Below are 12440 nucleotides of genomic sequence, written 5' to 3'. Positions count from 1 at the left end.
GCCACTCTAATGTAATTCGACTTTACAGTCAACTTTTATTTTCGAGCTTTGACAATTTTTAACTGCTGTTTCTAACTGCTCTTTGTTGCTCCGTGATGAACTCCGTCAGTCACAAGCAACGAGCCGCAAATATACTGAAAACATCACCTGCTGTCAATGGGAATTTTACCACTCTCTGCCTTTTTTTTCTGTCAGAAGAACTCTCGCAAAAAATGAACCATCTATATTTTCTCATTGCCTTGTAATCAAAGTATATCGTAACATGTACAATTGGAAGTTCTTGATTTCATCGCACCACCTTTTGCCTCTTTGTCAGAAAACTACACAGAACCCTATGCAAAAAATATTACGACTTATACCAAGCGTTGACGAATGTCTCCTCGCCGTACTGCAAGACCCAGAATTCGAAACCATTCCTGCAATGCTCCTTAAAAAAGGTATACGGGCGGTTCTGGATCAACAACGCCAAAAAGTACTGCAAGGACATGATATCACAACTGATGATTTGGAACTTTCAGTCTTACTTACCTCTATAAAAGAAACGATCAGAGCACTTCATCAGCCTGTTTTTCGCCGGGTTGTTAATGGAACTGGAGTGATCATTCATACGAATTTAGGACGCTCTGTCCTGCCAAGCGACACCCTGAACCAACTTTGCGAAACCTCAGGCAACTATTCCAACCTGGAATTTGACCTGGCAACAGGAGCAAGAGGGAGCCGCTATTCCCTTGTTGAAAAGCTCGTTTGTGAACTCACCGGTGCAGAAGCAGCCCTTGTTGTCAATAATAATGCTGCAGCTGTGCTTATCGCTCTGGAGACGCTTGCCCGGCAAAAAGAAGTAATTGTTTCACGGGGGCAATTGGTTGAAATAGGAGGCTCCTTTCGTATACCCGATGTCATGGCACGTAGCGGGGCCAAGCTGGTTGAAGTCGGAGCCACCAACAGAACCCATCTTAAAGACTACCTGAATGCAATTACCCCAGAAACCGGTCTGCTCCTCAAAGTGCATACCAGCAATTATCGGATTATTGGTTTTTCCAAAGAGGTTAATAACGAAGAACTTGTCAGCCTGGGCAAAAAACACCAACTCCCAGTGATGGAAGACCTCGGCTCCGGATGCCTTGTTGACCTAAGCCCCTACGGACTCAAAAAAGAACCCACTGTCCAGGAAGTGGTCGCTTCAGGAATGGACGTGATCACCTTTAGCGGCGATAAACTTCTTGGTGGACCACAGGCAGGTATTATTCTTGGTAGTAAAAATTTTATTGAAAAGATTAAAAGAAATCCTATGAACCGGGCCATGCGTATTGATAAATTTACCCTTTCTGTCCTTGAATCCATTCTCCGCCTTTACCGGGATCCTCAAACAGTGTTTGAACGTGTCCCAACGCTGCATATGATCTCTACCCCAATTACGCTGGTCCATAATAAAGCTGAACAGCTGGCCAAAGTCTTACACAAAAGTCTCAAGGACTGCTGTACCGTACAGGTTGCAGAAGTTATGTCCCAAGTCGGAGGCGGAGCCATGCCTGAACAAGATCTGGAAAGCAGAGCAGTTGTTCTTCAACCCCTTACCATGACGCTCAATCGTCTTGAACAAAAGCTGCGTGCGCTGGAGATACCGATTATTGGCCGGGCTGAAAACAATCGCCTCCTCTTGGACATGCGGACTATCAGATCTGATGAACTGCACCTGATTGATAAAGGCCTGCGCCAAGCTCTTGCTGCCGAACCATGAGCAATGTTCGAGCTGCCGAGCGGTGTTCCCTTCACAGTCCTCAACGACAGTAGAGTACAGCTGAATCTCTGCCCTGCAACTGCAATTCAGAGCTTCTCCATATGATTTGACCAGGAACAATATATGCTTTTTAAAGATCCCATCTGCGAACAAGGGTTTCAGGCTGATGATGGATTGATATTATCTCAACCACTGCTTCTTGAACTGGAAGAACTCCTCCCAGTCCCGGCCTCAGCAGGATTCTGGCTGCACGATTCAACCTGCCCTTCAGAGAAAATTTTTACTCCAGACCAGTTAAAAAAACTACAGGCCTGGTATAGTAAAGCAGACCAGGAAAAAGCATGTCTTCCTGCTGTCCTGAAAGATCTCCTGGTGATCCCCCTGGGTACAGCTCAGGATGAAAACATTTTTCTGGTTGTCTTTGATGTTGATCCTGCTGTTCTACGCAAAATGGCCCAGGAATGGCTTATCGAATTACAAAAAAAAATTATCCAGCGCTTCTGCAGCATTCGACAGATATACACTGATCCAGACACAGCTTTCTATAACCGTCGGGCCCTGACACTCCTCCTTGCAACAGAACCCTGCCAACGCACCCTCTTTCTGATCGCCACTGTTCCAGCCACCCGTACCCTTGCCGGGAATTCCCAAAAAACACACCAGGTAAATGCGCTTCTCCGAAGCCTGATTGAGGAACCACTCTTCTCACTGGGACACGGTTTGTTTGCTGCTGTCTGTAATATCAGTAACCGCAGCGCCTGCCTGGATTTTTCTCACCGTCTTATTGCCCGCCTCAAACGGGAAGGTCTTCGAAGAGTACATATAGGCTTTTCCTCTTTATCCAACACATATAGCCCACAGGAAACCCTTCATAGGTGCCAACTTATCCTGGCTGAAGCAGAACGGCGCGGCCCGTACAGCCTCTGCGATGAGGCCTTTTTTGTCAGAAAGGAACAACACCCCTTTGCTTTACCCAAACCTCAGCTTATCCGGGAATTACAAAAAAAATGGCGACGACTTGATCAGTTCGGACTGCTGCTGGTCTCCTTAGCTCAAGAACAGGGCACGCAAAAAAAACAAAATAAACATAAGGCCCCAACCTGTCCTGATCTCAACCCATTTCTTCCGGCTTCCAGTTCCTCTCATCAAATCAATCCTTATGAGCAACTCATTCTCCTACCTGAACGCTCTCTTGCTCACCTCAAAAAGGAGGCTCAAGAACTCCGTCAAAAAATCACAGAGCATACTGAACTCCTTCCCTCAATAGGATTCTGTCACTGGCCCACTGTTGGCACAAACAAGACAGATTGCATCAGAAGCTGCCGCAAAGCAATACTTCATGCCAGTTTTTACCCAAAAGGTGCAGTGGTTGCCTTTAATGCCCTGAGTTATAATGTAAGTGGTGATCTCTATTTTGATGAAGGCGATTATAAACAGGCCATCAGAGAGTATAAGGCAGGATTACGAATACGCCCTGGTGATGTCAACTTACTCAACAGCCTGGGAGTAGCCCTGGCTGAAATTAACCGTCATCGCGAGGCAGAAGCCTGTTTTTCTCAGGTGTTACAACAAGAGCCAAAGAATTATATGGCCCTGATTAATAAAGGGATGAGCTGCCGCCTCCTGGGACGACCTGACGAGGCGATCAGCTGTTTTGAGCAGGGAATAGACTGTGAGGAGCATGAGCACCAGGCCTCTATTGAACTCTATCTCCAGCTTGGCAAACTCTATTGCCTGATGGAAAATTTTGCAAAAGCTGTCAGCCTGTTACAAGAGTGGAAGGAACGCAATGGGGAACCCAGCGAGTTCATCTTTTTTCGCTTATCAGGTGAAGCTTTTATGGGAGCTGGAAAACATCACGAAGCCATCAAGGCCTTACAACGCTCATTACAGATATATCCCCAAAATGCAGACAGTCAAAGCATGCTGGGACTTCTCTATGTTCTGGAGGATCAGGGGGTGGAGGTCGGACTGAGTCTTTGTGACAGAGCCATCACCGCAGATAGCGGAGATGCACTTCATCTGTACAGACGCGCACAGGCTCTGCACCATCTTGGACGCCATACCGAAGCCCTGGAAAACGTCAAAGCCTCCTTAAAACTGCAAAAAAATAATGAACAAACACTCCTTCTCCGTGCTATACTATATGAAGAACTTGGTTCTCTGCGCCGGGCACAGCAGGGTTTCCAACGAATAGTCAGCCTGAAAAAAAGTACTGAGATCCCAAAAAAGGAGGCTCTGGCAGGTTTAGCCAGAATCGCGGCCCGGATGCGTATCTCGTCCCAGTCTTAGGAGGAAAGAGTATGCCTGCAAGATTTTTACAACAACAGTTCAAAAGGAACAATCAATACTTCCTGAACAACATTGATAATGATGATACCTGGCGAATGTTCAGGATCCTTGCCGAATTTGTCGAAGGTTTTGACACCCTGTCCTCTATAGGGTGCCCGGCAGTGAGCATCTTTGGGTCCGCCAGGACACCGGAAGAACATGAGAATTACAAAATCACCCGAGCCATAGCTGCCCGATTATCTGAAAATGGTTATGGCATCATCACTGGCGGTGGTCCGGGCATCATGGAAGCAGCCAACCGGGGCGCATCTGATGTACAGGGTATTTCCATTGGTCTGAATATTGACCTGCCCTTTGAGCAGCATTCAAATCCGTATGTAAACCTGCCTATGGACTTCCGGTATTTCTTTGTCCGTAAGGTTATGTTTATTAAATATTCTATGGCCTTTATCTGCATACCAGGCGGTTTTGGCACCTTAGATGAACTTTTTGAGTCATTGACCCTGATCCAGACGCATAAAATTAAGCCCTTTCCCATCATTCTTGTTGGCTCCTCTTTTTGGACGGGGCTGGTGGACTGGATTAAAGAACAGCTGGTCAATACCGGCACAATTGACAAGGCAGATCTCCTGCTCTTTGAAATACTGGATGATGTGGATGACATTGTCGCCTTTATTCGTCGAACCGTGATCTTATAACTTACATCCCGTCCCTCCAGGGCGGGACAACAAAACATGAAAATTACACACCCATCACATTGTCAAAAAGGAGGGAGAATGAAAATCATCTTTTTCTTATTGTTTTCATACTTTTTTCTGTGGATCATCTCGCCCGTCTTGGCCCAACAGATGGAGCAACCGACAGGAAAACAACCCATCACCTCTACCATTTCCGTAGAACCCGCTTCAATAAAAACAACAGGCGAGACAGCCCCTGCCCCGGTTCCGAGTACTTGCTTTGTCTACGGTGTTATTTTCTTCGGTATGCTAAGTTCTATCGTGTCTATGCTTCTTATACGATCTGCGCTCGTCAATGCTCAATGGTCTCTTGCCGATGCCCTGTCCGAAAAAGTTGAGGTCACCGAACGAGAAAAAGACGGAACACCTTTATTGGATGAAAACAATCAACCTGTTCTTATAAAAAAAATGCAAGCCAGCAGCAGCCGAATGGTTGCTCTCATGGGAACCATAGCTATTCTGTTTCTCTTTCTTTCCTTTGGTGCCGTTGCCCTGTTCCATTTTGCCAAAACAGGAAAGATGCCGGACGGGATAGATAAGGTCGTTACGTTTTTGACAGCCGGACTCACACTCTTTGCGCCCTATGTTGTCAATAAATTTTCAAAGTCGTTTGAAATGCTTTCACCCAAGCGATAAGCGGTAATAAGTAACCCGGTAATAATCTGCCCCGCCCTTTGAGGCGAGGTATCGACCTCAACTATTTTAAATATTTTTTTTAATACACTGCAAGCTACAGGAATCAAACCCGAGGCTTTGCTAAAGGAGGAAGGAGAATGGCACAGATTGATGCTTTTTTTAAACTGATGAACGATCAGGGGGCCTCTGACTTGCATTTGGTTGCTGGTCAGCAGCCCATCCTGCGCATTCGTGGCGATATGGAGCGGGTCAAGTATAAGACAATGGATGATGATGACCTCAAGGCCATGCTCTATGAGATCTGCCCGGAGCCCAAGATCAAACTCTTTGAGGAAACCGGAGATATTGACTTTGGTTATCATATTCCCGGACTCGCCCGCTATCGAGCCAACTTTTTTCAGCAGAAATACGGCATTGCAGCGGTCTTTCGCGAAATTCCCAGTGAGATTCTCTCCTGTGAACAGCTGGGACTGCCCAAGGTCATCACCAAGCTGGCCACCCTGCCCAAGGGCTTGGTCCTGGTTACCGGCCCTACTGGCTCGGGTAAATCAACCACTTTGGCAGCCATTATTGATGAGATCAACAACACCCGCAGCGATCATATCCTGACCGTTGAAGATCCTATAGAGTTTGTTCATAAAAGTAAAAAATGTCTGATCAACCATCGTGAGGTGGGCACCCATACAAAAAGCTTTACCGCAGCCCTGCGTGGTGCCCTGCGTGAAGACCCGGATGTCATCCTGGTTGGTGAGATGCGTGATCTGGAAACCATTGCCCTGGCTATGGAGGCAGCCATGACCGGCCATGTGGTCTTTGGCACCCTCCATACCATGAATGCCATGAAGACTGTTGACCGTATTATTGAAATTTTTCCGGCAGATCAACAGGGGCAGGTTCGTTCAACACTGGCAGATGCGCTCAAAGCGGTTATTTCCCAAAACCTCTTTAAACGGATTGATAAAAAAGGTCGGGTTGCGGCCCAGGAAATCCTGATCGCCACCCCAGCAGTCCGTAACCTGATCCGTGAAGCCAAGACCTATCAAATCCCCTCAGCCATGCAGACCGGAAAGAAATACGGCATGGCTACTTTAGATGATACCATTGAGGAACTCCTGAAAAAGAGAATCATCAGCGCAGACGATGCCTATGTAAACTGCATTGAAAAGAAACGCTTTGTCAAATTCCTGAAAAAGCCACCTTCCGATTTCACGGATGCATAGCCGGTTTTTCTGGTCAGCCGGAAGATACTCTGTTCCGGCTGAGCAATCCACCAAGATACACATCAAAGCGAACTGTTTTGCCTGATAAAGAATAGGACGGTGAACGCTCTGTGAGAAATGACGCTTTTACGGGCCGCTTCACCACCACCCGTTGTTCTGCCACCAGGAGGGCAGCAGTCAGTAACTGTTCAGGGGACTGCTCAATCTCTGCCAACAACTGAAGCAGCTGCAACTCTTTTTTTACCAAGGCTGACTTGCGCCGCTCTGGAAACATAGGATCCAGGTACACCACATCAACACTCTCCTTGCCTCCTTCACCCTCACCTGCTCTGATTTCCTGCATAGCTTTCAGGGCCGGAACAGCATCCCCCATAGTCAGCAGGATCTGCTGGCAGATTGCTGCTGTCTCAGGATGCTCCGCCGCCCGCTCCAGTCCATCGGCAAGTAAGGCCGCAATAACCGGTTGTCGTTCAAAAATACGAACCTGATGCCCAGCTGCCGCAAGCAAAAAACTGTCTCTGCCCAGCCCTCCAGTGGCATCAATGATTTTAAGCTGTGTCTTCCCTTTCCCTTCTACTGCCCGCACCAGTAATTCTTTTTTTTGCTGCTTCCTGCGAAAGGCAGTGCGACCTGTGGTAAAATCCACCCGCACTGCACCACTCAGCTTAGGATCATCTGCTTTGATCAACTCCAGGCCGTTACTGCTCACCCTCAGCACCAACAAATCCTGTTCTGTTGCTTCAGACATGCAAGCCGAAGAGCATGGAGCAGGCTCCCATGACAAGCCAAGCCGGGCTGCTATTTCCTGAGCCTGCTCAATCGCATCGTCACCAGAGGCTTTTACAACAATGCGTTCTTTAAAACTCTGTTTTTTACCCTTCATGGGCTACCCAAGCAGGGACATTTTTTTCGCAACAAACGTAATACTTTCAATCTGCGGCGAGAACATAGGTTCCCCTCACCTGACTACCTCATCCAAGTAACCCAACAAGCCAACGTACAAGCCCCACAATCAGGTTCACCACAAAGACTATAATCCCCACAGCCTTTGCCCATAAGCCTTTTTTTTGCTCTTCAACAGTAATCGTCTTGCCTTCGAGCTGCCCTTGCAAACGCTCCGCCCGTTTACCTGGTGCAGGATGGCTGGACAAAAAGGAATGATTATTTCCCAAGGTGGCAAGTTTTTTCAGAGCAGAAACTGCTGCCTGGGGCGCATATCCCTCTTCTTTCATAAAGGCAAGGCCGTAATCATCAGCCTCTTTTTCTTCCAGCTGGGAAAACTGGGCACCCATAAGTTTCCGGACAAAGTCACCCAACTGAGAACGGGCAATTTCTCCTGCCGTGCTGTCGGTGGCAGCAACAGCCTTGCGCACCGCACTGGAAGCATAGGCCAACCTCAGTTTTTTATGAATATGCTTCAGAGCCACATGCCCAATTTCATGACCAATAACAAAACGCAACTCATTATCGGTAAACATCTCCATTAATCCACTGTAGAGCCGGATTGTCCCGTCTGCCATAGCAAAGGCATTGACTTCCTGGGCCAAATAGACCTTATAATTAAAGGTCAATTCGCCTTCCTGATAATGATCCCCCACCAACCGTTTAAGACGCCGGGCATATGTACTGGTGGGAGGTGCAACTCGTTTTTTACTATCAGCATAGGCTGACGATTTCATAGCCATCCGCTGAACCGCCTTATCTGTCAAGGCAACGGCCTTAACCGCATCAATACCTGCATCTGTGGCAAGCATCATATCGGTATTTTCACAGCCAGCTGTCCCCAAGGTCAACAAACAGAGAAGAACAAGAGTGATTATACGCATGAGAGATAGAGGAAGAGTAAGAAATAATAGGAAATCGACAAAATACATTACAATGAAGCAACGGCAGGTTACCGTATAGATGCTACCCGCTACTTCCTTCAGGTAAAACGCATCACTTTTTCCACCCCTCCAGACGAAGAAGCTCCTCTTTTATCGCAAGCCCGAAGGCAAATCCGGTCAACGCTCCGTTACTGCCGATGATACGATGGCAGGGAATGAACAGGGGTAAGGGATTACGACCAACTGCCGCGCCAACAGCCCGGGCCGCCCGGGGACGACCTATTGCCTTTGCTATATCCTGATAACTTCGCTGTTCACCAAAGGGGATTTTTATCAGCTCTGCCCACACCTGTTTTTGAAATTCCGTGCCCTCAATATGGAGAGGTACAATAAAAGTCGCAGGAGACCCGGAAAAGTACATCTGAAGCTGGTTTATTGCCTCCTGAAAGACTGGATAGCTGGCATCCTCTTCCCAGGCCGGATCAAGAGAAAATGTTCTTTTCCCCTGGCCTGTCTCAAGATGGAGATATATAATTTTCTTCTGCTCCGCAACAAGAATGATATCGCAATACGCAGAGTGCCATCGTGTATATTTCCTGTTCAGAGTTGTCGAACCTGCCAAATATGCATTATCATTTTTTTTGGGTAGAGGGTCGTATATTTTATACCCTTTTCCATGTATCTTTTATTTCGTCGCATGCCGCTTTAATATCAAGCATTATTTTCTTGCACGACGCAGGGGCCGTGTCTATAACCCCCCCAAATATATCTATAATATAACAATCAGTATTTTTAATATGAACTCCATATAATAATTTCATGTATTGCAGTAAAAGGGTAGAGAGATAGTCACGTTCTAATTTTTCTTTTGGTTTATTATCAAAGATTAATTTTACAGCTCCATTTGTCTTCCCGTTATTATCGCAAAGCAAAACTTCTGGATTTACCTCTAGTTTTAACCTGTGAAGCATGGCTTTTTGCTGCTTCTTTTTACCTGTCTTTTTTTTGTATTTATCAAACTGCACATCATAGATTATTTTTTCAAACTCTTCTAAGTAAAAGATACACATACTTTGATTTACTTCTGAGAGATCCGTGTATATCCTTTTATTATTTATCCTGTGACACTCTTCCCAATATCCCTCTTCATTTATTTCTTCAGAGATAAATTTTGAAATAACAATACTTGCTTCGTTGTAATATTCAACAAACAAAGATTTCTTTCTTTTTTGATTCTTAACAATCATCTGCCGCCTTGCTGGTGTTGATATCATATATTCAGTTAATCTGATTATATTGAAATGTGGCCTACTATATTTCGTTTCTATATTACCTTTAAAATTATATAATTCGTTAAGAAGAAGGCCCGCTATCCCATTTACCAGTTTTTCAGCTTTTACTGTGCTGATCCCTGCTTCTGTTGCTGTTTTTTTTATTATATCTTTCCTTTTCATCGTACTCAACTCTCATGAGAAACCTTGCTACCTATAGTTTTAATCGTCGAACAAGAAAGAAGCTTAAGGCTACGCAAGCAAGTTCGATTTAACGATAAAATGACACCGAATTGAGCCACTTTGCTTACAAAATTGTTAACTAAATGCATTTAAAAAAACATGTTGGATGTAAAAAGTCAATAAAAAGTGTCATGGCCGCAGCACTGGCCAAACACTGAGCATGCATCCGGTAAAACAAGGAAGAGAAGAGAAACATACCATCAATTATACAAATTTACTTTTACTTTATGTGGAGTTGGATTAAATAATTGCAAACCAAGGTACATCACTATATCCTTCTGGATGATTCACTGTATTATAAATCTTACCTCCTTTTATTTCATAATGGGGTAATCCTGAATAACCATTGGGATGGTCAGCTGTAGAATAGATTTCATCATTGTGTATTTCATACCATGGAACAGAGGAATACCCTGCCGGGTGACTGACCGTGGGATAAACCTTTGATCCTCTTATTTCAAACCAGGGTAAATCAGTATGTCCATCAGGATTATTTACAGTTGTTTTAATTAAATTCATCAGTTCCACCTCGTTTTTTAGTTGCGATACCCAAATATTCTTAACCCAATTATCTTTCTGCTACACTCCGCCATCGTGTTATATCTCTATACTTTTTTCGGTATAACATTTTTGTTTTCTACTTGCTACTTCATAGTTGTTTTAACGTCAAAAAAACTCTTGTTGATGCTGATTGCCAGAATACAGCTCACCACTGATGGTATCAAATATTAAAACAAAAACAGATAGCATGAATCAGGGTGCGATCTGCTCAGAGTGACCGGGTGGCTTCATCTTGCCCAGTCGTTTTCTATGGTTCTCGTTAATCCATCTTGCGCCCCGCCGTTCAGTCCGCTATGATACCCCATTTCATACAGGCCGTACAATACAACACCTCTTGCCCGTTCACCGCACTATGTCATTCAACAGAATCCTTGAAAAATACCGCAGTATTTCCTTTTCTGAACGCGACAAAGGCGAGCGTTTTGAACGCCTTATGCAGGCGTATCTTTTGACTGACCCAAAATATGCGGACAACCTTGAAAAGGTCTGGCTGTGGAACGAGTTTCCTGGAAGAGAAGACTTAGGGGGCAGTGATACCGGCATTGATCTTGTTGCCCTGACCGGCAGCGATGAATATTGGGCCGTGCAATGTAAATGCTTTCAGGAAAGCGCACGGATCGACAAGCCCGCTGTGGATTCCTTTCTTGCCACGTCGGGCCGGACATTCAGTAATGAAGAAGGGCAAACCGTCTCTTTTTCCCAACGCCTTTGGATTTCCACCACCAATAAATGGGGCGCAAAGGCAACCCAAGCCATTACCAACCAGCAACCCCAGGTAACTCGAATCAATTTACATGACCTTGTTGAGGCCCCGGTGGATTGGGAACAGCTGGACAAGGGCATTAGTGGTGAACAGGCCCGGCTCTGTCAGCGCGACCTTATGCACCATCAGCGGGAAGCCCTGGAAGCTGCTGAAGCCTATTTCAAAAGCAACAGCCGGGGCAGGCTGATTATGGCCTGCGGTACCGGAAAAACCTTTACCTCCTTGCGTATTGCGGAAAACGAAACCAACGGCAAGGGGCCGGTGCTCTTCCTTGTCCCTTCCATCGCCCTGTTGGGCCAGACTCTGCGGGAATGGACAGCCTATGCAAGCGTTCCTCTGCATCCAATCTGTATCTGTTCCGATCCGGAAGTTTCCCGCAAAAAGAAAAAGAACGAGGATCAGAACCGGTTCAGTGTGGTGGATCTGGCTCTGCCCGCATCCACCAACGTGAAAAACATCCTCCGCCAGTTTCAAAGCATCCGGGAGCAGAACAGGCCCGGCATGACGGTTGTTTTTTCCACCTATCAATCCATTGAAGTGATTGCCCAGGCCCAGCAGGAACTGATCAAGGCCGGTGATACATTCGGCAGGTTCGGCCTGATCATCTGTGATGAAGCCCACCGGACAACCGGGGTTGCCATTGCCGGGGAGGATGAATCCGCCTTTATCCGGGTGCATGATAATGATTTTTTGCAGGCTGATAAACGGCTCTATATGACCGCCACGCCCCGGCTGTACACCGATGATGCAAAGAGCAGGGCAGCCAGGGAAAACGCGGTGCTCTGCTCTATGGATGACCCGGAACTGTACGGAGAGGAAATTTATCGAATCGGTTTCGGGGCGGCTGTTGAACAGGGTCTGCTGACCGATTACAAGGTGCTGATTCTGACCCTGAACGAGGGAGATATTACCCCGGCAATACAGAAGATGATTGCCGATGAAGACAGCGAAATCAACACGGATGATGCGTCAAAGCTTATCGGCTGTATCAATGCCCTGTCCAAGCAGATTTTAGGGGATGAAGGGTAATGGCACGACCTTAAGTGGTTGACCACAGGATTACGCCGTTTGTCTTCTTGGTACTGTCAAACGAGGGTAGGCCTTTGGACGACGCTTCACAGCCCGCGGTTCACTGCGACCTGGTCTATTTCCT

11 protein-coding genes are annotated in these 12440 nt (G+C 46.3%); 6 read left to right on the top strand and 5 right to left on the bottom strand.

Annotation, left to right across the window (positions count from 1 at the left end; all coding sequences use genetic code 11):
* Positions 1 to 334 precede the first annotated feature (334 nt).
* The 5 genes from selA (at position 335) to L2082_RS15270 (ending at position 6623) form a co-directional block, all read left to right on the top strand.
* Positions 335 to 1738 carry an L-seryl-tRNA(Sec) selenium transferase gene (selA, locus tag L2082_RS15290; protein WP_446011926.1) on the top strand — a complete coding sequence of 468 codons (1404 nt, stop codon included), beginning with the start codon at positions 335 to 337 and terminating at the stop codon, positions 1736 to 1738.
* A 123-nt stretch (positions 1739 to 1861) separates the two neighbouring features.
* Positions 1862 to 4030, top strand: coding sequence for a tetratricopeptide repeat protein (locus tag L2082_RS15285; RefSeq protein ID WP_446009385.1), 2169 nt, complete (start codon positions 1862 to 1864; stop codon positions 4028 to 4030).
* Between the two features lie 11 nt (positions 4031 to 4041).
* Positions 4042 to 4728 carry an LOG family protein gene (locus L2082_RS15280; RefSeq protein WP_446009384.1) on the top strand — a complete coding sequence of 229 codons (687 nt, stop codon included), beginning with the start codon at positions 4042 to 4044 and terminating at the stop codon, positions 4726 to 4728.
* A gap of 78 nt (positions 4729 to 4806) precedes the next feature.
* Positions 4807 to 5403: a hypothetical protein gene (locus L2082_RS15275; protein WP_446009383.1), complete on the top strand. Its 597-nt coding sequence runs from the start codon at positions 4807 to 4809 to the stop codon at positions 5401 to 5403.
* A 137-nt stretch (positions 5404 to 5540) separates the two neighbouring features.
* Positions 5541 to 6623 carry a type IV pilus twitching motility protein PilT gene (locus L2082_RS15270; RefSeq protein ID WP_446009382.1) on the top strand — a complete coding sequence of 361 codons (1083 nt, stop codon included), beginning with the start codon at positions 5541 to 5543 and terminating at the stop codon, positions 6621 to 6623.
* Positions 6624 to 6636: 13 nt separating this feature from the next.
* On the opposite strand, the gene L2082_RS15265 is transcribed toward L2082_RS15270, so the two are convergent.
* From L2082_RS15265 to L2082_RS15245, 5 genes are all read right to left on the bottom strand, one after another.
* Positions 6637 to 7506, bottom strand: a complete 870-nt coding sequence (locus L2082_RS15265) for a class I SAM-dependent methyltransferase (RefSeq protein ID WP_446009381.1) — start codon at positions 7504 to 7506, stop codon at positions 6637 to 6639.
* A gap of 88 nt (positions 7507 to 7594) precedes the next feature.
* Positions 7595 to 8449 carry a M48 family metallopeptidase gene (locus tag L2082_RS15260; protein ID WP_446009380.1) on the bottom strand — a complete coding sequence of 285 codons (855 nt, stop codon included), beginning with the start codon at positions 8447 to 8449 and terminating at the stop codon, positions 7595 to 7597.
* Positions 8450 to 8561: 112 nt separating this feature from the next.
* Positions 8562 to 9071 (bottom strand): methylated-DNA--[protein]-cysteine S-methyltransferase, encoded by a 510-nt coding sequence (locus L2082_RS15255; RefSeq protein WP_446009379.1) that lies wholly within the window; start codon positions 9069 to 9071, stop codon positions 8562 to 8564.
* A 40-nt stretch (positions 9072 to 9111) separates the two neighbouring features.
* Positions 9112 to 9903: a hypothetical protein gene (locus L2082_RS15250; protein WP_446009378.1), complete on the bottom strand. Its 792-nt coding sequence runs from the start codon at positions 9901 to 9903 to the stop codon at positions 9112 to 9114.
* Between the two features lie 300 nt (positions 9904 to 10203).
* Positions 10204 to 10482, bottom strand: coding sequence for a hypothetical protein (locus tag L2082_RS15245; RefSeq protein ID WP_446009377.1), 279 nt, complete (start codon positions 10480 to 10482; stop codon positions 10204 to 10206).
* Positions 10483 to 10876: 394 nt separating this feature from the next.
* On the opposite strand from L2082_RS15245, the gene L2082_RS15240 reads away from it, so the two are divergent.
* Complete coding sequence (locus L2082_RS15240) at positions 10877 to 12316, top strand: restriction endonuclease (protein ID WP_446009376.1); 1440 nt, start codon at positions 10877 to 10879, stop codon at positions 12314 to 12316.
* The last annotated feature ends 124 nt before the right edge of the window (positions 12317 to 12440 follow it).

It is taken from the genome of Candidatus Electrothrix sp. (genome assembly GCF_052785085.1).
Note: the sequence above shows the minus strand (reverse complement) of the source record. Positions and strands in the feature narration are given on the sequence as shown.